Here is a 21,446-nt window from a genome sequence, read left to right on the forward strand (position 1 = left end):
CTTTAGGACTCAAAACAATGAAAGCACTAAGCAAGTTAAAAGCTGAAAAAGGCATTTGGTTAGTCGATGCGCCTAAGCCAGTTATGGGCCATAACGATTTACTAATTAAAATTAAAAAAACCGCGATTTGTGGTACCGATATGCATATCTACAACTGGGACGAATGGTCGCAAAAAACCATTCCAATCCCTATGGTAGTTGGCCACGAATATGTGGGTGAAGTGGTTGATATCGGCCAAGAAGTTCGTGGTTTTAACATTGGCGACCGTGTTTCTGGCGAAGGCCATATTACCTGCGGCTATTGTCGTAACTGCCGCGCGGGCCGCACGCATTTATGCCGTAACACCTCGGGTGTGGGTGTAAACCGTGAAGGGTCATTTGCGGAATACTTAGTCATCCCTGCTTTTAACGCCTTTAAAATCCCTGATGACATTAGCGATGATTTAGCATCAATCTTCGACCCGTTTGGTAATGCTGTGCACACAGCACTGTCGTTCGACTTAGTCGGTGAAGACGTATTGATCACTGGTGCAGGCCCGATTGGCATTATGGCTGCGGCCGTGTGTCGTCACGTTGGTGCTCGCCATGTAGTAATCACCGACGTTAACGAATATCGCCTAGAGCTGGCCCGCAAAATGGGCGCAACTCGCGCGGTGAACGTATCGAAAGAAAACCTGAAAGACGTAATGAAAGAACTGGGCATGACCGAAGGTTTCGACGTCGGTTTAGAAATGTCTGGTGTACCATCAGCCTTCCACGCCATGCTAGATACCATGAATCATGGCGGTAAAGTTGCTATGCTCGGTATTCCAAGTGGTGAAATGGCCATCGACTGGAGCAAAGTGATCTTCAAAGGCTTGGTGATTAAAGGTATCTACGGCCGTGAAATGTTCGAAACCTGGTACAAAATGGCCAGTCTTATTCAATCAGGTTTAGATATTTCACCGATCATCACTCACCACTTCAAGATTGATGATTTTCAACAAGGTTTCGATGCTATGGGCTCGGGCCAATCGGGTAAAGTGATCCTCAGCTGGGATTAATCCTGCCGAGCATTACTTATACCCAAACGACCTGAAGATGCAGGATTCAGCGGGAATTTAACGCACTTTAGGCAATGCCATTTATTGCTCCTGCATAAATGGCATTCACGCCATCCATGGCGATTGCGGTTATTTGCAGACCTAGTGGACTAAGTTAAAAATAACCAACACAGCATAAAGTGCATTAAAACCCGCCGGAACGGAGTGCCTAGGGCACCTCACTTCCGTGTTGCATCAATTCAAAAGGTAGCCGACATTCTGTCATTGATGCGCCTTGAATTGATGTACCCTAGGCGCTCTGAAACTCGTATCTTCAGATAGCTTGGGTATAGATAGGGGCTGTACACTCGCAGCCCCTTGTTGCACACTTATCCCATCTTGCTTTTCACCCCTTAGTTTTGTCAGGTTTTATTATGTCTTCCTTTAAACACTTAAGCGTTAATCAATTACTGCAAATGACCGAAGCACAAACAGTGCAAATCGTTGATATCCGTGATGGCAATAGCTTTACCAATGGCCATATTGAAAGTGCAACCAATCTGAATAACGAAAACCTAGCGCAATTTATTAGCCAAGCCGATATGGATGCCCCACTCGTCGTTGTTTGTTACCACGGTATGAGCAGTCAAAATGCGGCGCAGTATTTATGCGAGCAAGGGTTTGATGACGTTTATAGTCTAGATGGCGGCTACAGTGCTTGGCATGAGGCAAATGCATGATAGAAATAGGTAGACTCCCCAACAGTAGAGCCGCGCAAGCATTTGTTGATTACCTCAAGGGTGAACATATCGACTGCCACATCGAACCGCTGGAACAAGGGGTCGCCATTATTGTTATCCATGACAAAGATGTGGATCAAGCGCGTAAAGAGTTTGCCCATTTCATCGCCCACCCCTACGACAGTAAATATCTACAAGCCTCGTGGGAATATGGCGATACACATACCAAGCTAGATTACGGCGCACCTTCACTACAACTGTTCAGCCAATTTATTACCGGCGCAGGCCCCGTCACACTGATTGTATTTGCGGTTTGCGTAGTTATTTTTGCTGCAATGAACTTAGGGTTTACCAACCAAACCTATGGCGCATTAGCCTATTTTGGCGCGGTACCTAATACTGAACTCAGTCAGTTTTGGCGTGTTTTTACGCCGAGTTTGCTACATTTTTCCGCCATGCACGTTATCTTTAACTTACTCTGGTGGTGGTATTTAGGCGGTAAAATTGAAACCCGTATCGGCACTGCGCCCTTGCTAATTTTGCTATTCGTGGCGGGAACACTGCCGAACGTTATCCAATATTATGTCAGTGGCCCTAATTTCGGCGGCTTATCGGGCGTTGTATATGCCGTGGTGGGATACACTTGGATTATGGGAGTACGCAAACCCGCCGCTGGCATAGGCTTACCGCCGTCATACATGGGATTTATGATGATTTGGCTGGCATTAGGATTTACGGATATTCTAGGCGTATCCGTTGCTAACGGTGCCCACATTGGCGGCTTACTGATAGGCTTAGCTCAAGGTTTATTCGATAGCCGTAAGTCTGCAGCAGCTATCTAGCCAAGTTATCAGGCAAAATAAGTACCAAGATAAACCATTAATAACCAACCGATTTATCTTGGTACACTAGCTCATAATCACACGGCTATCACACAGTTAAAAATCGCTACAAACCACTTAAATTAAACGGGCTCGCCAACCATCTCTAGCACTTTAGTGACTAACTTCTCGATGCCTGCATGCGCCTCAGCGATACTTCCCGCCAACATATAAGCGGGAGTGGTTACTATTCGGTTGGCATCATCTACGACGATCTCATGCACAGTAGCAACTTGATGCACACCACCCATCAAATTAAAGGCAGCAGCGGTATCGCTATCATTACCGATAGTGCCTTTTACACCGTGGGGATATAAACGCGGGATCATCATTGGGGCGATACAGATAAAGCCAACAGGTTTTTTCGCTACAATAAACTCATCGATAAAATCTGCCACCAGCGGATTCACTTCACACTCACTGCCATTAGTCGCAAAGTTACATAGATTTTTCGCCGCGCCAAAACCACCAGGAATGATCAAAGCATCAAATTCAGCGATATCTAATTCAATAGTCGATTTAACTTCGCCACGGGCAATACGCGCCGACTCCACCAGCACATTACGACTTGCCGCAGCATCGACCTCACCCGTTAAATGATCAACTACATGCATCTGTTTGATATCAGGTGCAAAGCATTGGTAGTGAGCCCCCGCTCGAGATAAACATAAAAGCGTTAAAACCGATTCATGGATCTCTGTGCCGTCAAAAACACCGCATCCACTGAGTAACACAGCAACTTTTTTCATTAAAAATACCCCTCTTATATTATTAAGTTTTAACAAAATACAAACAAATTGGTTGATCTGATTAAAAATCATGCTAACTTAATTCGTCGATTCTGACAGGTGCCGAAAATTAAGCCAATTCTTAGATGTATTTTACGGAGTCAATAAAAAATCCACAAATTAGGAAGATTTTTTAAGAAACAGTATTGAACTCACACAATTCTTTTATAAACATAAAAAACAACAACTTAAAAATATCGCATTAAGCCGTAATCATCGCCATAATTCGTAGTTGACTTTTTCACTCACAGACTTATCCACAGGCTGAGCGTCATTTTGCCGTGGCTGAAATAGTGCATCTGTGGCATGCTTAGCGCCATCTACGTCATCGATAAACGAAAATACTTATGCCGACCGTCGCTAAAAACCCACTTGTGCTTGTGGATGGATCTTCTTATTTATACCGCGCTTATTATGCGCCTCCTCACCTAACAAACTCAAAGGGCGAAGCCACCGGTGCCGTTTATGGCGTAGTGAATATGTTACGTAGCTTATTGACTCGCTATCAGCCGAGTCATATCGCTGTGATATTCGATGCCAAAGGTAAAACTTTTCGCAATGACATGTATAGCGAGTACAAAGCTCAGCGTCCACCCATGCCAGATGATCTACGCTCACAAATCGAACCGCTACACCGCATCATTCGCGCACTGGGTTTACCGCTGATTTCCATTTCAGGCGTCGAAGCCGATGACGTAATTGGCACTATTGCCCGCCAAGCCAGTTTAGAAAACCGTGCCGTGCTCATCAGCACAGGTGATAAGGATATGGCGCAATTAGTAGATGAAAACGTCACGCTCATCAACACCATGACCGACACAATCATGGGCCCAGAAGAGGTTGCGCTTAAGTTTGGTGTTGGTCCAGAGCGTATTATAGATTTACTGGCACTGATGGGTGACAAGGCAGATAACATTCCTGGTTTACCTGGCGTCGGGGAGAAAACAGCGCTCGCTATGCTTACTGGTGCAGGCAGCGTGAGCAACCTATTAGCAGAACCCGAGAAAGTGGCCGAGCTTGGTTTTAGGGGCTCTAAAACTATGGCGGCGAAGATCATTGAAAATGCCGACATGCTTAAGCTTTCTTATGAACTGGCCACCATCAAGACCGATGTCGAACTCGAACAAGATTGGCACGAATTGACCATTAAGCCTGCTGACAAAGATGAACTAATCAAGTGCTACGGTGAAATGGAGTTCAAGCGTTGGTTAGCCGAAGTTTTAGATAATAAAATCACGGCTAATTCTTCAGTGAATACGGAGTCAACAGAAACACAAGAAGACGCATCTCCCGTCGAGGCGATAGCAACACAGTACGACTGTATTCTCACCGAAGCAGAATTAGACGCTTGGATTGCTAAACTTAAGCAAGCCGACTTGATGGCATTGGATACCGAAACCACCAGCTTGGATTACATGGTGGCCGAATTAGTTGGCATTTCGTTTGCCATTGAGGCAGGAAAAGCGGCTTATCTTCCTTTAGACCATGACTATGTTGGCGCGCCGACTCAAATCGATAAAACAGTGGCGCTAGAAAAGCTACGGCCGTTACTCGAAGATCCAAAGATCAAAAAAGTCGGTCAAAACCTTAAATACGATATCAGCATCTTAGCCAATGCGGGGCTCAAACTGCAGGGCGTCGCTTTTGATACTATGCTCGAATCCTATATATTCAACTCAGTGGCTTCGCGCCATGATATGGATGGCTTAGCGCTCAAATACTTAGGCCATAAAACTATCAGTTTTGAAGAAATCGCCGGCAAAGGCGCAAAACAGCTGACCTTTAACCAGATCCCACTGGAAACTGCTGCGCCTTATGCTGCAGAGGATGCTGACATCACACTGCGGTTACACCAACATTTATGGCCAAGGCTTGAGAAAGAAGCAGAACTTGCTGCAATGTTTACTGAAATCGAATTGCCGTTAATTCAAGTATTGTCAGATATCGAACGCCAAGGTGTATTAATTGACAGTATGTTGCTTGGTCAACAAAGTGATGAACTAGCGCGTAAAATCGATACTTTAGAAGAAAAAGCCTATGATATTGCAGGTGAAAAATTTAATCTTGCTTCGCCTAAGCAACTGCAAGTTCTATTTTTTGAAAAGCTCGGTTATCCGATCACCAAAAAGACCCCCAAAGGCGCCCCATCGACAGCAGAAGAAGTGCTAGTTGAATTAGCCTTAGATTTCCCACTGCCAAAGGTGATCCTCGAACACCGCAGCCTATCTAAACTAAAGAGCACTTACACCGATAAACTGCCACTAATGGTCAACGCTAAAACCGGTCGCGTGCACACTAGCTACCACCAAGCCAATGCGGCAACAGGACGCTTATCATCGAGCGAGCCTAATCTACAGAATATTCCTATCCGCACCGAAGAAGGGCGCCGTATTCGCCAAGCCTTTGTCGCCCCTGCGGGCCGTAAAATTTTGGCTGCCGACTACTCGCAAATCGAACTACGGATCATGGCGCATTTATCCCAAGATGATGGCTTGTTGACTGCATTTTCCGCAGGTAAAGATATCCATAGAGCCACAGCAGCTGAAGTTTTTGGTACCGACTTTGATGAGGTGACCACAGAACAACGTCGTCGTGCTAAGGCGGTTAACTTCGGCTTAATTTATGGCATGTCAGCTTTTGGTTTAGCCCGTCAGCTTGATATCCCACGCCATGAAGCGCAAACCTATATTGATACTTACTTTGCCCGTTACCCTGGTGTATTACGTTATATGGAAGAAACACGCGCGGGTGCTGCTGACTTAGGTTATGTATCGACTCTGTTTGGTCGTCGCCTCTATTTACCCGAAATCCGTGATCGTAATGCGATGCGTCGCCAAGGTGCTGAACGCGCCGCGATTAACGCCCCAATGCAAGGTACGGCCGCCGATATTATCAAAAAGGCCATGATCAATATCGCCCAGTGGATCAAAACGGAAACCAAAGGCGAGATCACTATGATCATGCAGGTTCACGATGAACTGGTGTTTGAGGTCGATGCAGATAAAGCTGAGGAGCTTAAAAAGACAGTTTGCAGCTTGATGGCACAAGCCGCCAATCTTGATGTTGAGCTGCTTGCTGAAGCGGGCATTGGTGATAACTGGGATGAAGCGCACTAATCTATAAACATCCAAATTAGCACTATTAATATGATTTAAAAGTAAATAAAGCTAACCTGAATTCAATATTTTTAGCTCAGGTTAGCTCTCTCCCGTCTTTATAATCTCTAAGCACATCAATATTGAGCCCCTTTTATCACTGTGCGCAAATTATCTTTTCACAATACATTAAGTTAATAAAAACTGAATCGGCAGCACAATGTATGACTCATAGCCAAACAATCTGTATTCCGAACACGCTAGTTCGTTAAGCGCAGCGCAACTTAACAGACGACACAAACCATGACTCACTACCAAACAATCTTTACCTGATTCATTTAGCAGTAGAGCTCATCGATACACTGCAGCAGCAGATGGAGACTCAAGGGTGTGACTACACGAATCGAAATGGCGTTAAAGCCAGCCATATATGTTTAAAAATGTCATAACGGTTGTTCTCTTACGCGTACACTAAAACGTTAAGCTAGATTTAGAGTAAAAACATTAAATTTCAAATATTGATCTATTTTGTATTAAATTTTCTAATTACCTCGCTAAATCAGCTGATTGAGCATTTTTAATGAAATTTCAAGATCAATTACAGGTGCTTTTTTACTCTAGACTTGAGACCAACCGCACATAATTAGCTCTTTTTTGGAAAAACTGTTTCTCATTTAAAGATAAATAGCGTATTATTCTCTGCGTAGGGTACAGAGGTTAAGATGTTCTATCTTTCAGACCTTTATTTCACTTATAGTGATGAGCCAAATTCTGGCGCCTCAGCAACTTGTTTGCTGAGGCTTTTTTTTGCTCTTTTTTCAAGATTAAAGTAAATTTTAGAGTATTTACTTTAATAAAGACTTAATAGACTGTATGCTAAAGGTATTAAGAGCCATTGAAGATAATTTAGTGGTGCTTGAGTCTTGTTGAATTTAGCTTCTCCCCAAAAGAGCTAATATTTTGGCCGTTGACACTGTCATCGGCTATTTTTTTGCCTGAAATTGACGAAAAGTAATGGGGATAAAGCTTAAAAAGAGGAAAATAGCACAAAAACAGAGGAACGACATACACAGTCAAACTCGACCATGTATGCCAAAGCAGGTGATATTATTCGGCGTTATTCATTGCAGCGAGCTCATCAGTCAACCATTGTGGGTGACACCATTCATTTAGAATCGCTAACACTTTAGGCTTTCCCGTTCCTTTCAGTGATGAGAAAGGTTCAACTTGTACCCAGTCACCAAACTCACTCAACGTAAGACGTACTTCATTGACGGTTTTCATCTTAGCACTTTGAGCTAATTTGTCTGATTTTGTCAGCAAAGCTAACACTGGAATCTCACTCGCTACCGCCCACTTGATCATCTGCATATCTAAATCTTTCAGCGGATGACGTATATCCATTAGAACCACTACACCACTTAAGCAAGCACGCTTTTGCAAATATTCACCCAATGCTTGCTGCCATTTATTTTTCAATGCAAGTGGAACTTGTGCAAAACCATAGCCCGGCAAATCAACTAAACGGCGCTGAGCATCTAACTCAAATACGTTAATCAATTGGGTTCGACCAGGCGTTTTACTCGTTCTAGCCAAACTTTTTTGTTCCGTTAATGCATTGAGGGCACTAGACTTTCCAGCATTAGAGCGGCCAGCAAATGCAATCTCAACACCAACATCGCCGGGCAGATATTGATCCAAATGTGCAATGTCAGGTGCACTGATTAAAAACTTCGCCCTACGAAAATCTATACGAGATTCAGTCACTATTTACTCCAAAATTTTTTACGCAATACCATAATTTATGAAGAATTACTTACTTTCCCACGTTTTCGTGTAAAATATTACTCCGATCACATTAATCATATTTTACCACGCTTGCGGGTCACCCTAGTAAGCTCAGGATAATAATCTTAACCAGAAGTTGGAACGCCATGAAAAAGCTAGCTCTTGCGCTGTCTGTTGTAATTGCCGCCATATCTTCACCTGCGATTGCTGAAGGTAATGCTGAAGCGGGAAAAACGAAAATCATTGTCTGTTCAGCCTGCCACGGTATGGACGGTAACAGTATGATCGATATGTACCCTAAACTTGCGGGCCAACACGCCACTTACCTCCAAAAGCAACTACATGATTTCCGTAGTGCAGCACAAACGGGCGGTAAAGATGGTCGTATGGATCCTATCATGAGTGGCATGGCAATGCCTCTAAGCGATCAGGATATTCTCGATATTAGCGCATATTTTTCTAGCCAAGCGATTCAAGTGGCTGAAGCAAAAGATGTCCCTGAGTTAGGCGCTAAACTTTATAAAGGCGGCGATGTTTCTCGTGGTATCACTGCTTGTATGGCATGTCATGGTCCAGATGGTAAAGGCGCTGAGCTTGCTGGTTTCCCGACATTAGCAGGCCAGCACGCTAGTTATATCAAAATCCAGCTAACAAAATTCCGTGAAGTGGGTCGTCATAACGATCTGAACGGTATGATGCAAGATGTCGCTAAAAAATTAAGCGATAATGATATTGATGCTTTATCTAAATACCTTTCTACTCTGAAGTAATCTTAGTTTAGTAATTTTAAAAGGGTGTACTGTCACCCTTTTTTTACACCACCAAGTTGACGTGGACGTAAACTGCAAAGATTCGTGCTTGACATAGATCACAGATTTCTGTTTAATAAGCCCCGTACCGAGATAAACCCATCTGTTTGTATAAAAAGATTAATAATAACTCACAGGTTTCGGTATCATTGACATTCAAGATATAAGAATAAAGACAACTAATAACAATAATATACTTAAGACCACTCTATATAATAATAACAAGAGTCGTGATTTCAACTTGAGATCCAGGTCAGTACTATTTTGTAAGGGATGGCCGATAACGCCAATTTGCTTCTAGCAAAACACCTTGCACTCAGGGTAACTTGCCCCCATCAGGACATCAGTTTACACGATGTAAACTGTAGCAAAGGAAGCGATAAGCTTAGGATGCACTGGCTGGATGCTTGTTATCACTGGAAGATACTTAAGTAACAAGGATGGTTAACTAAACGTCAAAGACGACGATGCTATAAAAGATGTGTCGCGAGACTATCTACGGAAACTGTGGTCAGGATGGCAACAGAAAAAAATAAAGTGTCTGGAAGACCATTAACAATAAAATGCAGGGAAAGCAGTAAAAAAAAGAAGGATACCGACCGGGAAAGTCGCATAGCAAGTATGGATACTTGGAATCAGGATAAGGTGCTAAAGCACCCTTTATAAGGCGGCAGTTTAACTGCCGCCTTTTTTCTTTGGTGCAATACACCGCCAAAGCCTAAAATGTGCACTCAACCAATATAATTGGTACAATCAAAGCCTTAATCACCATTTCAGCAGACTCAATGCGCAGATGCCCTCTTTGTCATAACAGTCAAACACGACTCCTTTATCAAGATAGAAAGCGGAGTTTTTATGTCTGCAAGACATGTGAGTTAACCTTTGCCGATGCTAATAGCCATTTACCTCCAGCGGCTGAGAAACAAAGATATGGCCGCTCACGTATTGCATCAAAGCAAAAACAGTTATCGCAATTTATTTTGCCGCTGTTAGCACAATTAGAGCAGCAACAGGCTGGCAGTTTATTGGGGCTGAATTTTGGACGCACTCTCGATAACAAAAGCCTAGCAACCATAGAAAATGCGGGCCACAAATTAAATCAATATGATCCCTTTTTTGCTCCTAATCATGATGCTCTAAAGCAACAATATGATTTTATCTGCTGTTACCGGGTTTTTGAGCATTTTCAGTATCCAATAAAAGAGTGGGCTTTACTCACTCGACTACTGCGTTGTGGTGGTTGGTTGGCGATAAGCACGCCATTACTGACTGAATTGGATGGTTTTGCTAAGTGGCATTATAAGAACAACCTTACCCATGTGAGCTTTTACCAGCGAGAAACCTTCGAGTACCTAGCAAACAATAGCGATTTTGAGCTATTATTTGCCGCAAAGGATCTCGTTTTGATGCAAAAAACATCATAATCTGGTATAACACTCGGCCTAATTTCGCACCTTGTAGATAAGCTCAACCTTAGTCTGCAGGGCCATACGTTGTAAACAATTGAGAAGACCATGTCTCGTAGCAAGAAAACACGCAAGGGCGGCGAGAACAGCCCTAAGTTGCAGCCAAGAGTGAAAAAGCAAGATCGCGCAGTGGCTACTGGCAAACGCAAAGAGAAAGAATCAGGTAATAAATCAGGTAGTCGCCATAATGAAGGCTTAATTTTAGCGCAAGCGCCGCAACAGCAGGCAGCTAAGAAAAAAGATCCTCGTCATGGTAGCAAAAAACCGGTGGCATTAGCGATTCCAGTTGCAGCGGTAACAGATAAAGCTACTCAGCCTAAAGTAAAGCAAGCTAAGCTGACTGACGAACAAAAACTGCTGAAATTGGAAGAAGATCCGAGACTTAACCAATTACTAGATATGCTAGAAGAAGGTCGCGATCTTAATGATGTTGACCAAAAATGGTTAGATCAACAGCTAAATAAAATTGAGACTCTAATGGTTAAGCTTGGAATTAGCGACGATATGGATGCTGATGTGCCTTCATCTCCAGCTAAATCTTTGTCTGACGATGAGTTGTTCGATAAGTTTGAATCCGGTGCGGACTTGCTCAAAGATTATCAAGACAAGTTCTAACTGCTAAGCCATAGGGGTTGTAGTATTTGTACTATGACCCTTATGCCGTTCATATAAGGAGTCTTTGTGCCTACCGCTATTATTATTCTCGGTTTGATCATCATCGTTGCGCTAAGTAGCTATGCCGCCTTCTTAATTTTGAAACTCAAACAGCAAAAAAAACGTCAACAGACCGAACAAGCGGAGCGAGAAGTCACTGCGAACGCGAAACGAGCTAAAGTTTTAGATGATATCCGCTATATTGCGACGGCAATGATTGAAGATCGTTGTGAAATCTCTGAAGGCGTTGTTCGGATTGGTCGATTATTTGAAATTTTATCCTTAAGTGAACGTGTGGCTCCTGAGTACCCTTCACTATTCCAACACTTTGAACTCATCAAAGAACATCCCATTATGGATGCCCGACAAGCCTTACCAAAGCAGCAAAGAATGAAGTTAGACTTAATCAGAATGAAGTCTGAAGCGGCATTAGAGCAAGGCATTAGCGATGATGCGAAAAAACTTTCAGACTACCAACCCAAAGCAATGCATTAAACGACTACTATCTCAGCCTCAAAACGGCTTAATTAGGTAGTTTTGAGGTTAGCTTTAACGTTATCTTAGCCACTACCTCCCCCCTTGGCTGCTTTTAAACATTCATCTCACCCTGCGCGCAAAATAACCTATCAGCTACAGATAAACGTCATGGTTTAGTCAATATTGTGTCATTTCTAAAAAAACAGACCTCATTTTTACAACATAGATCAAGGTTATTTACTAAAGAACCTTGCATACTTCGCCTGTTGCTAATTTACCCCTCGGAGGACACATCTTGAAGCAGCCCACTCAGATTAGCTGGGATCAATCGATGATCGAAAAATATAACTACAGCGGTCCCCGTTATACCTCTTACCCAACGGCACTGGAGTTCGATGATGCATTCACCGAACAAAACCTGCTCACGGCTATTGAACATAGCAAAAGTGATAAACTGTCGCTGTATATTCATATCCCGTTCTGCGCCAAGCTTTGCTATTACTGCGGCTGTAATAAAGTCATTACTCGTCATCAGCATAAAGCCGATCAGTATATTGAATACTTAAGCCAAGAAATTATTAAACGTGCACCGCTGTTTAAGCATTACAGTGTGACACAAATGCATTGGGGCGGCGGCACACCAACTTTCTTAACCCCAGAACAGATTCTTACGCTAACGGCATTAATTAAAGCCAACTTTAATTTTGCAGATAAAGGCGAATTTTCGATTGAAGTCGATCCCCGTGAAATTGAGCTTTCTATGCTTGATACCCTTAAAGAGGCCGGCTTTAACCGTATCTCTATCGGCGTACAAGATTTCAATAAACAAGTGCAAATTGCCGTTAACCGTGAACAAGATGAGCAGTTTATTTTTGATCTGATGGCCAAAGCTAAAGCCATGGGCTTTGTGTCAACCAACATAGATTTAATCTACGGTTTGCCTCATCAAACACCAGAGACGTTTGCGGTCACTATGCAGCGTGTTTTAGATTTATCGCCTGACCGTTTATCCGTATTTAACTATGCTCACTTACCTGCGCGTTTTGCTGCTCAGCGTAAGCTCAAAGATGAGCATATGCCTTCCCCAAAACAAAAACTCGAAATGCTACACCAAACTATCGAGACCTTAACTGGTGCAGGTTACCAATATATTGGTATGGACCACTTTGCGAGACCCGATGACGAGTTAGCCAAATTACAACGCGAAGGCAAACTGCACCGTAACTTCCAAGGTTATACCACCCAAGAAGAATGCGATTTGCTAGGGCTTGGCGTTTCGTCTATCAGTCAGATTGGTGACTGCTATGCACAAAACCAAAAAGATATCCGTCCTTATTATGACGCTATAGAAAATGCGGGCCATGCTCTGTGGAAAGGTTGTAGCCTAAACCGTGACGATGAAATTCGCCGCGTAGTGATTAAGCAGCTGATTTGTCATTTTGAATTAGATATGGCGAAAATCGATGAGAAGCTAGGGATTAACTTTGAAACCTATTTTGCTGAAGATCTTAAGTTGATGCAGACATTTATCAATGATCAGTTAGTTGAAATCGTTGATAGGCAGATCACTATCAGCCCAACAGGCCGTTTGTTGATCCGTAATATTTGTATGTGCTTTGACCTTTATTACCGTCAAAAAGCACGTCAGCAACAGTTTTCGCGCGTGATCTAAAGCACCTATGGCCGCAGTTGCTAATATTGATGATAAAAATCCGACCTAGAGTCGGATTTTTTATTGACCAATTTTTCAAATACTTAAAACTGACTTACGCCTTAGCGGCATACAGCGCTTTGCGCTCACTGTCTGATAAAAAGGCCATTTCTACGCCATTGCGTTGCACCTGTGCGAGCTCAGCATCGGTTAATTTGAGTTCAGATTTAGCAATACGATACTCGTGATTAATATCGATAGCGCTCACACCAGGATCATCAGTATTAAGGCTTATTAATACACCGGCATCCATAAAGGTTCTAAAAGGATGTTCAGCATAAGAGGCCACTGTAGAAGTATGCAAGTTACTGGTTGGGCAAGATTCAATACCGATACGATGCTTAGCAAGGTATTCCATCAGCTTAGGATCGTGAATTGCGTTCACACCATGACCAATTCGCGTAGCCCCAAGTTCTTGAATCGCTTGCCACATACTTTGTGAACCCGCCGCTTCACCGGCATGGGCCGTAATCGCAAGGCCAGCATCACGCACACGCTTAAAGTGATCGTTAAATAACTCTCCAGGGAAACCTAATTCATCGCCTGCCAAGTCCATCGCCACGAGATGTTGTTTATGGGCGAGTAAGCCTTCAAGTTCTTGAGTACAAGCAGCTTGACCGAATGAGCGTGACATTATACCAATCAGATTAATCTTCACATTGTAGTCTTTGATGCCCGCTTTAACGCCGTCGATTACCGCTTCAACAACGCCCTCAATCGGTAACTTATGGTTCATGGCCATATAGTAAGGACTAAAACGTAGCTCAGCGTAATCTAAGCCAGACAACGCCGCATCGGCGACGTTTTCATATGCAACGCGTTTAACCGCATCCAAATCTGCAAGTACGGCAACCATCCAATCGAGCTTCTTTAAGAAGGCGACTAAGCTAGTTTCTTTGCCTTGAATTTGCACAAAAGGAGCAAGAGCCTCTAAAGAATCGGCAGGTAGCGCAATGCCGTGTTGGTGTCCTAGTTCCCAAATGGTGTTTACTCGTACATTACCGTCTAGGTGACGATGCAAATCTACCAATGGAATGGATGTATCAATCATATTTAACCCCTATTTGAACTACCCAGCCAATGCTTTTGTTATTTGGTCGCGGGCGGACACTAAGTTTAACATGCATTTTCAGGGGCATTTATGCGCCAAACGCATTTAAATTCACATTCAGTCACAATTCTGCTTAATATCCATACAAGGCACTGCTGTATCCATCAGGCATAATGACTTGAATAACTAAAATATCAGGGATCTTACATGCACAAACTCTTAACCCCCAGTTTATTGATATGCGCACTCAGCGCCTGCAGCGCCACTCAAACCACAAACAATATTCAACCCGTAGCGCCACAAACAATATCGGCAGTTCAATCGCAAGTTGAGCCCATTGCTCCCGCGCTACAGGCTATTATCGACCAAAGCTGGCAATTACAGCTCAGCGCGAGCCCTGAAATGGCTTACAGCATGGGTAATGCCAGTGCAGCAGGAAAGATAGCAGATCTTTCGCCAGCGGCGCTCGCTAAGCTCAATCAAGGCCAAATCGCAGTATTAGCGCAGCTCAAAGCACTCGACCACAGCAGCTTGAGTAAAGAAGATAGGATTAACGCGCAAATACTGGAAGATCAGATCCAAAACGATGTCGACCTGTATCGCTTTAAAGATTATTACTTGCCCATTACGGCGGAAAGTGGTTTCCACGCTTATATCACGTCAATCGCACAAGGTAGATTCAACACCCTTGAGGATTACCGCAACTATATTGCCAAACTCAATGCACTCCCCACTTATTTCGCCCAGCAAACTCATTGGCTAAAACAAGGATTAGCCGAGGGAATAACACCGCCTAAAGTGACACTTAATGGCTTTGAAGACAGTATCAGTGCTTATATCGTCCCTGTGGAAAAGAGCGGTTATTTCAAACCTTTTACGCAATACCCCAGCTATTTCACTGAGGCACAAAAAGCTCAGCTAACCCAAGAGGGTCGCGCCTTAGTTGAACAAAAAGTGTTACCGCTGTACCAAAACTTTTATAACTTCATGACCCAAGAGTACATTCCTAATGCTCGGGAAAATATCGCCGCCAACAGCTTACCTAACGGCGCAGAGTTTTATGAAAATCGGGTACGCTACTATACGACCTTAAATATGACATCGGCGCAAGTGCATGAGCTGGGGTTAAAAGAAGTACAGCGTATTCGTCAAGAGATGGAACAAGTCATCAAGTCCGTTGGCTTTAAGGGCAGCTTTGCCGACTTTTTACATTTCCTACGGACCGATCCACAGTTCTACACCACCAGTGCCGAACAGTTACTCAAAGAAGCAGCCTTTGTCGCTAAAAAAGCCGATGCAATGCTACCTAAATACTTTGGTAAACTCCCACGTAAAACTTATGGTATAGCGCCGGTTCCCGCTGAAATTGCGCCAAAATACACCACAGGACGGTATTCAGGTTCTAATAGCGATGACGAACCCGGTTACTATTGGGTTAACACTTATGCGTTAGATAAGCGCCCACTCTACGAGCTAGAAGCGCTAACTTTGCACGAAGCTGTACCCGGTCATCATCTACAAATTTCACTCAACTCTGAGCTAACGTCACTCCCTGACTTTCGTCGTTATGGTTATATCTCTGCCTTTGGTGAAGGTTGGGGACTATATTGCGAATACTTAGGCTTAGAGGCGGGTTTCTATCAAGATCCTTATAGTAACTTTGGGCGTTTAACCTATGAAATGTGGCGCGCGGCGCGCTTAGTTGTTGATACCGGCATGCATGCCCAAGGGTGGAGTCGTCAGCAAGCTATCAACTTTATGGCGAGTAATACCGCGTTATCATTGCATAATGTTACCACTGAAATTGACCGTTACATTTCATGGCCAGGACAAGCCTTATCCTACAAGATTGGTGAGTTAACCATCAAGCGGTTACGCGCTAAGGCTGAACAGGAACTCGGCGATAAATTTGATATTCGTGCCTTCCATGATGCAGTGCTCGAAAATGGCTCAGTACCTATGCCAATTCTCGAACAGCAAATTAATGATTTTATTGACTCTAAGAAAGCGACGCTCTAATTAGTCAAAACCATGGGAGTCGGTATTTTCAGACTCCCATGGTTGTCTGTTACACTCTAGCAAACCATTCAAACCAAGTGATTTCGACTGAGTATGAGCCAAGCCAAAGCGATTTTTTCAACTGAACACGATTTAAATACCTCAGAGCAACAAGCTTTCTGGCAAAGCGTTGTGCAAGACACACTGATCGCAGCCGATGGTATCACGCTGGCTTATATGATGGTTGAGCACCCACAAGCACATGCCACTATCGTCATCAGCAGTGGCCGCGTTGAATCCTATTTAAAATACCAAGAATTAGTCTTCGACTTATACCAACAAGGTTACTCGGTTTATGCTATTGATCACCGTGGCCAAGGCCTATCGGATCGGATGACAAGCAATCCTCATATGGGTCATGTGCAAAAATTTACTGATTATGTCGATGATTTTGCGTTGTTTATACACACAAAGGTATTACCACAAAACAACAAACCATTACTGCTGCTCGGCCATTCTATGGGTGGGGCGATTGGTACACTCTATTTAAGACAGTATCCTAAAATTTTTACGGCTGCTGCTTTTTCTGCACCCATGTATGGCATCAAATTACCGATGCCAAAAAAAATCGTGCGTTGGTTAGCTAGCAAACTTGATAGCACACTCAATGGTGGTGAGCCTAACTATGTGCTTGGAGGGCAAAATTATAAACCTGTATCATTCAACAATAATGAGCTAACTCACTGCCAAAGTAGATATCAAGCTTACCGAGAGTTATATGATGCAGTGCCTAAATTGCAATTAGGCTCCCCCACCAACCGTTGGTTAATTGAAGCCCTAAATGCGGCAGATGCCTGCGTTATAGCTACGGCAAAAATGGACACTCCCATACTGGTATTACAGGCTAGTGAAGATAGAATTGTTGATAATGCGGCTCAAAATCTCGCCGTAAGTGCCCATTGCCAATTAAAGGTCATTACTGGTGCCGCTCATGAGATTTTTATAGAAAAGGATGCCTATCGCAACCAAGCATTAAATAATGTACTTGATTTTTTTACACACTACGCCGCTGAAGGAAAGAATTAACAAGCTGAATAAAATCTGTTTGGTTTAGTGCTCGGCTAAATAAATAGCCCTGATAACTATCACAGCCAAGTTCAGCAAAGGCTTGATATTGCTCAGGAGATTCGACACCTTTAGCGATAACCCCCAAATTGAACTGCCGTGCAGAGACGATTAGTGCATTCACTCTTTGCGGCATGCTGATTAACGACTCAACACAACTTATATCCAACTTAACCGCCGCTAATGGCTGGTTAATAAGGCAGTTCAAGGCACTCGAGCCAGAACCAAAATGATCGAGTACGATACTCACACCTGCATCAACTAACTTACGAATTCGCTGCTCAACAAACTGTGGCTGCATCAATAGTGCCGTCTCGTTGAGTTCAATACCCAATTGTTCGTTGGTAACCTCATATTCCTTCACGAGCGTAACGAATGCATCGATAAAATCTGCCTGACCAAAGGAGAATGTACTGATATTTAGCGTTAGCGTAGGCAACGATCGGCCTTGCTGCTCCGATTGTTGAATAAATTGGCATACTCTTTTAGTGGCCCAAAGATCAAGCTGAGTAATTACCCCCCCCTTGCTCTGCTAACGCAATAAATTCTGCAGGAGCAATATACTCTCCATCAGCGCGATACCAGCGAGTAAGCACTTCGGCAGAAATCAGTTCACTATTCACATTCATCACGGGCTGAAACATTAACGTCAGACTTTCTTTTTTTAATGCCTCCTGTAACTCTCGTAACAATTGTTCATCGCGGCTCTGATGTAAGTCCATTTCTGAATGATAAAAAGCGCATCCTGCTTGATCGGTTTTCTTAGCATTTAATACGGCTAATTCAGCTCGATACATGACTAGAGCAGAATCTAGCATTTCTATACTATCCAATAAACAAATACCGATATTCGAGTTAAGCTCAAAGTAATGACAGCCATAGTGAAACGGTCTGGCAATCACTTGGCGTAACTCGCTGGCAATCGCTAAAGAGCGACGCGCAGCAATAGCAGCATCTATTGCTAAATCCTTCGCAAGTAACACAAAATGACCTGATTCTAGCAAAGTCACAATAACGTTTTCAGTGAAATAGCTCGATAACCTAGCAACAACTTGCGTCATTAATCGTTCTAATTCATGTGAACTCAATGTTGTAACCAAACCTAAACTATCAATCTCAACAAGGAACAATGCACCCCACTGACCGGCACTATTTCCTTCGATTAAAAACTGCGACAAACGCGCCATAAAGACATCAGGTAACATCTTTCGACCCGCGACCGATTGATCGACAAGCGCAGTAATTGCGGCATGATTCTTTGCACTTTCAGACACGTCGATATGAATGCCTATCATACGTGTAGGACGGCCTTGAGGATCCCAATCGACCAGCATTCCTCGATCCAGTACCCAGACGTAATGCCCATCTCGATGTAGCAAACGATGCACACTTTCAAACTCTTTACTCTTACCACTCACGTATTCTTGCAAAGCATCTAATACACTATGTTTATCGTCCGGGTGTAAACGAGTTTCCCATGTCAAAAATACCTCCGCCAATTCATCTGGTGCATAACCAATCATCCCCTTCCAACGATCAGAAAGAAAAACTTCACCAGTACTAATATTCCAATCCCAAATACCATTGCGTGAGCTTTCCACCGCAAATAGCCAACGCAGCTCACTGTCATTGAGTTGCTGAACTGTCCGCTCTAACCGCTGATGTGCTTGCTGTAAACTTGATTTTAATGATAAAACCTCCGATGACCCCCAAGGAATCAATACAGAAAAAGCAGATGTTCCAACATTTTTTGCAGCCTGACTCAATATATGTAATGGACGAATGACTAAAAAATATAGCATCAAGGTGAAGCCGATTAATAGCAGACCTCCAATCCCCCAAATCCGTATAAAACGTTGCTGCAATTTTGAGGATGCTTCAATTGCCAAAGGAGCTAAATCAGACTCTAAATAGATCAAATCTATCGCTCCACCATACTGCGGGATAACGGGATAGTAAGCTTGAATCGTTAAGCGTTGAAAATTAACTAAAATCTGGGGAAGAAAAGCCTGAGTCACTACTTGATGTCTTGCGGCATCAAAACCATCAATAACTTGTATCGCGTTGCTGTCACGCCACACAGTATGGTTTGCAAAACGAATTCGGCTCTCTGCATCGACTAGGATATAAACCATAGTGTTCGTATCAAGCCCAGTCAAAGCAACCTCTTGCTCAATACGCTCTACATCCTGAGAAGATTGCGCTGATTGAACCACATTCTGCATACGAAATAATTGTTGTTTAATTAATGCTGACTGTCGTTGAGCAAGCTCCACCAGTACCTGCTCACTTTCAAACAGGTATTCACCTATGACTAACACTAAATATAGCGTTAGCATGCAAAGGGGAAGTAGTACCGCGAGTGAAAGCTTACGAAACATAACTGGCATAAAGCCTTTAATAGGAATTGGTTTTATATGCTAACGGGAAATTAATCACTAAGCAAAAGGACTTATCGCTGTTAGCGAGATCTGCATGTAAATAATTAACTGGTTGTATAAAAATAAGAATTAGTAGCCTAAAGAAACGATTAACAACAGTTCAATTTATCCATAAAAAGCAGGTAGAATAACGCCAATTACTTTAATTATATGATCTAATAAGTCGTCACTTTCTCACCTTACAAAGTATGAACTAAAGCATTCGTACAGCAACGAAGCCTCTCTAAGCAAGGCGGGAGACTCATGGCTAAGGATCTCAGCCATTTTATTCAGTCTGAATTTTGCGTGATATTCAAACAAGCTAATATCTACTGTTTACTTCATCAATTGGGTTTTTCATGGATAACCACTCGCTCTCGCCACCCGAAACAATCGGAAGCTGTGCAAGAAGCTTTTAAAAAACTTCCTAATGGCAACGATCCGTGACACCCCGGGGCATGTTGCGCTCGATCGCATTGATGTTTGGTTTCAAGATGAAGCCAGATTTGGTCAACAAAATACTACTACCCGTATTTGGGCCAAGAAAGGGACACGTCCACGCGCAGTAAGGCAGCAACAAGTTTGAATCGGCGTATTTATATGGCGCAGTCTGTCCTGCAACTGGCGCAACAGAAGCGATTATTGCCCCGCATGCTAACAGCGAATACATGTACCAACATTTGAAGTTAATTTCTGCTGCTACGACATTTGGGCGCCACGCCCTGATCATCATGGACGGCGCTGGCTGGCATCAACAAGCGTTAGCCGACGACTTTGATAATCTGACCGTCCTCAAGCTGCCTCCTTACTCACCCGAACTCAATCTCATAGAGCAAGTCTGGCAATGGCTACGCCAAAATGTGTTGGCCAATCGCTGTTTTAGTGGTTATGACGATATTGTTGAGCAATGCTCCATCGCATGGAATAGCTTAATTGAGAAGAAAGAAAGGGTGAGCAAATTGTGCTCAAGACAATGGGCAATGTTGACCAGTTAATTAATATAAATGGTATTACTATGGAATTTTAAAAAGTAGATGTAGTTGCCTAGACGCTTACTAAACATCGGATAAATAGGTAAATTTGTTATTAAAAAACATAACGAAAAAAGCCTCATCTTTCGATGAGGCTTATCTCTTTATGTTGGCGGAGCGGACGGGACTCGAACCCGCGACCCCCGGCGTGACAGGCCGGTATTCTAACCAACTGAACTACCGCTCCTTTAAGTTAACGCTTACACATTAACCTAAATTAGGCGCTTGGCGATGACCTACTCTCACATGGGGAGACCCCACACTACCATCGGCGCGTTTGCGTTTCACTGCTGAGTTCGGGATGGGATCAGGTGGTTCCACAAGGCTATTGTCACCAAGCAAATTCTGTTTATTACCGTGTCTCTTTGAGACCACGTTAATAATAATTCG

14 protein-coding genes, 1 tRNA gene, 1 rRNA gene and 2 pseudogenes are annotated in these 21,446 nt (G+C 43.3%); 12 read left to right on the forward strand and 6 right to left on the reverse strand.

Annotated features, from left to right (window positions below; all coding sequences use genetic code 11):
• The first annotated feature begins 17 nt into the window (after positions 1–17).
• From tdh to glpG, 3 genes are all read left to right on the forward strand, one after another.
• A complete protein-coding gene (gene tdh / locus BW947_RS16070) occupies positions 18–1,043 on the forward strand; it encodes an L-threonine 3-dehydrogenase (RefSeq protein WP_076501415.1) in 1,026 nt (341 codons plus the stop codon).
• 413 nt (positions 1,044–1,456) lie between these two features.
• Positions 1,457–1,762, forward strand: coding sequence for a thiosulfate sulfurtransferase GlpE (glpE, locus tag BW947_RS16080; protein ID WP_076501417.1), 306 nt, complete (start codon positions 1,457–1,459; stop codon positions 1,760–1,762).
• On the forward strand, positions 1,759–2,604 hold the full coding sequence (gene glpG, locus BW947_RS16085) for a rhomboid family intramembrane serine protease GlpG (RefSeq protein ID WP_076501420.1): 846 nt from the start codon (positions 1,759–1,761) through the stop codon (positions 2,602–2,604). Before glpE ends, glpG begins: the two co-directional genes overlap by 4 nt.
• Positions 2,605–2,726: 122 nt before the next feature.
• Here glpG and elbB read toward each other — a convergent pair whose 3' ends face one another.
• Entirely contained in the window at positions 2,727–3,392 is a 666-nt protein-coding gene (elbB, locus tag BW947_RS16090) for an isoprenoid biosynthesis glyoxalase ElbB (protein ID WP_076501423.1), read from the reverse strand.
• A 386-nt stretch (positions 3,393–3,778) separates the two neighbouring features.
• Here elbB and polA point away from each other — a divergent pair, with 386 nt between their 5' ends.
• On the forward strand, positions 3,779–6,547 hold the full coding sequence (polA, locus tag BW947_RS16095; RefSeq protein ID WP_076501426.1) for a DNA polymerase I: 2,769 nt from the start codon (positions 3,779–3,781) through the stop codon (positions 6,545–6,547).
• Between the two features lie 1,086 nt (positions 6,548–7,633).
• Here the strand turns inward: polA and yihA are convergent.
• Complete coding sequence (gene yihA / locus BW947_RS16100) at positions 7,634–8,293, reverse strand: ribosome biogenesis GTP-binding protein YihA/YsxC (RefSeq protein WP_076501429.1); 660 nt, start codon at positions 8,291–8,293, stop codon at positions 7,634–7,636.
• 167 nt (positions 8,294–8,460) lie between these two features.
• Here yihA and BW947_RS16105 point away from each other — a divergent pair, with 167 nt between their 5' ends.
• The 5 genes from BW947_RS16105 (at position 8,461) to hemN (ending at position 13,392) form a co-directional block, all read left to right on the forward strand.
• A complete protein-coding gene (locus BW947_RS16105; protein WP_076501431.1) occupies positions 8,461–9,084 on the forward strand; it encodes a c-type cytochrome in 624 nt (207 codons plus the stop codon).
• Between the two features lie 824 nt (positions 9,085–9,908).
• Positions 9,909–10,547 carry a class I SAM-dependent methyltransferase gene (locus tag BW947_RS16115; RefSeq protein ID WP_076501457.1) on the forward strand — a complete coding sequence of 213 codons (639 nt, stop codon included), beginning with the start codon at positions 9,909–9,911 and terminating at the stop codon, positions 10,545–10,547.
• 90 nt (positions 10,548–10,637) lie between these two features.
• The gene (yihI, locus tag BW947_RS16120) at positions 10,638–11,204 is read left to right on the forward strand and encodes a Der GTPase-activating protein YihI (RefSeq protein WP_076501434.1); all 567 of its coding nucleotides are present in this window, start codon (positions 10,638–10,640) and stop codon (positions 11,202–11,204) included.
• Between the two features lie 66 nt (positions 11,205–11,270).
• Positions 11,271–11,738 (forward strand): DUF2489 domain-containing protein, encoded by a 468-nt coding sequence (locus BW947_RS16125; protein WP_076501437.1) that lies wholly within the window; start codon positions 11,271–11,273, stop codon positions 11,736–11,738.
• A gap of 277 nt (positions 11,739–12,015) precedes the next feature.
• The gene (gene hemN / locus BW947_RS16130; protein ID WP_076501440.1) at positions 12,016–13,392 is read left to right on the forward strand and encodes an oxygen-independent coproporphyrinogen III oxidase; all 1,377 of its coding nucleotides are present in this window, start codon (positions 12,016–12,018) and stop codon (positions 13,390–13,392) included.
• A gap of 94 nt (positions 13,393–13,486) precedes the next feature.
• Here the strand turns inward: hemN and add are convergent, their stop codons facing one another.
• The gene (gene add / locus BW947_RS16135) at positions 13,487–14,482 is read right to left on the reverse strand and encodes an adenosine deaminase (protein ID WP_076501443.1); all 996 of its coding nucleotides are present in this window, start codon (positions 14,480–14,482) and stop codon (positions 13,487–13,489) included.
• A 207-nt stretch (positions 14,483–14,689) separates the two neighbouring features.
• On the opposite strand from add, the gene BW947_RS16140 reads away from it, so the two are divergent.
• Positions 14,690–16,501 (forward strand): DUF885 domain-containing protein, encoded by a 1,812-nt coding sequence (locus BW947_RS16140; RefSeq protein ID WP_076501446.1) that lies wholly within the window; start codon positions 14,690–14,692, stop codon positions 16,499–16,501.
• Between the two features lie 93 nt (positions 16,502–16,594).
• Entirely contained in the window at positions 16,595–17,566 is a 972-nt protein-coding gene (locus BW947_RS16145) for an alpha/beta fold hydrolase (RefSeq protein WP_076501449.1), read from the forward strand.
• Here BW947_RS16145 and BW947_RS19005 read toward each other — a convergent pair.
• Positions 17,535–19,986 (reverse strand): annotated as a pseudogene (locus BW947_RS19005) (EAL domain-containing protein). The gene BW947_RS16145 and the pseudogene BW947_RS19005 overlap by 32 nt on opposite strands.
• Positions 19,987–20,241: 255 nt before the next feature.
• On the opposite strand from BW947_RS19005, the pseudogene BW947_RS16160 reads away from it, so the two are divergent.
• A pseudogene (locus BW947_RS16160) lies at positions 20,242–21,020 on the forward strand (IS630 family transposase); the annotation flags it as partial.
• Positions 21,021–21,166: 146 nt separating this feature from the next.
• Here BW947_RS16160 and BW947_RS16165 read toward each other — a convergent pair.
• Both BW947_RS16165 and rrf read right to left on the reverse strand, forming a co-directional pair.
• Positions 21,167–21,243 (reverse strand) — tRNA-Asp (locus BW947_RS16165).
• Positions 21,244–21,279: 36 nt separating this feature from the next.
• Positions 21,280–21,395: ribosomal RNA gene (rrf, locus tag BW947_RS16170) — 5S ribosomal RNA — on the reverse strand.
• Between the last annotated feature and the right edge of the window lie 51 nt (positions 21,396–21,446).

It is taken from the genome of Shewanella morhuae (assembly GCF_900156405.1).
Taxonomy (GTDB): domain Bacteria; phylum Pseudomonadota; class Gammaproteobacteria; order Enterobacterales; family Shewanellaceae; genus Shewanella; species Shewanella morhuae.

Bases quoted from the DNA above. Each gene is read 5' to 3' on its own strand.
- tdh (WP_076501415.1), top strand. From the start codon at position 18: ATGAAAGCACTAAGCAAGTTAAAAGCTGAAAAAGGCATTTGGTTAGTC.
- glpE (WP_076501417.1), top strand. From the start codon at position 1,457: ATGTCTTCCTTTAAACACTTAAGCGTTAATCAATTACTGCAAATGACC.
- glpG (WP_076501420.1), top strand. From the start codon at position 1,759: ATGATAGAAATAGGTAGACTCCCCAACAGTAGAGCCGCGCAAGCATTT.
- elbB (WP_076501423.1), bottom strand. From the start codon at position 3,392: ATGAAAAAAGTTGCTGTGTTACTCAGTGGATGCGGTGTTTTTGACGGC.
- polA (WP_076501426.1), top strand. From the start codon at position 3,779: ATGCCGACCGTCGCTAAAAACCCACTTGTGCTTGTGGATGGATCTTCT.
- BW947_RS16105 (WP_076501431.1), top strand. From the start codon at position 8,461: ATGAAAAAGCTAGCTCTTGCGCTGTCTGTTGTAATTGCCGCCATATCT.
- BW947_RS16115 (WP_076501457.1), top strand. From the start codon at position 9,909: ATGCGCAGATGCCCTCTTTGTCATAACAGTCAAACACGACTCCTTTAT.
- yihI (WP_076501434.1), top strand. From the start codon at position 10,638: ATGTCTCGTAGCAAGAAAACACGCAAGGGCGGCGAGAACAGCCCTAAG.
- add (WP_076501443.1), bottom strand. From the start codon at position 14,482: ATGATTGATACATCCATTCCATTGGTAGATTTGCATCGTCACCTAGAC.
- BW947_RS16140 (WP_076501446.1), top strand. From the start codon at position 14,690: ATGCACAAACTCTTAACCCCCAGTTTATTGATATGCGCACTCAGCGCC.
- BW947_RS16145 (WP_076501449.1), top strand. From the start codon at position 16,595: ATGAGCCAAGCCAAAGCGATTTTTTCAACTGAACACGATTTAAATACC.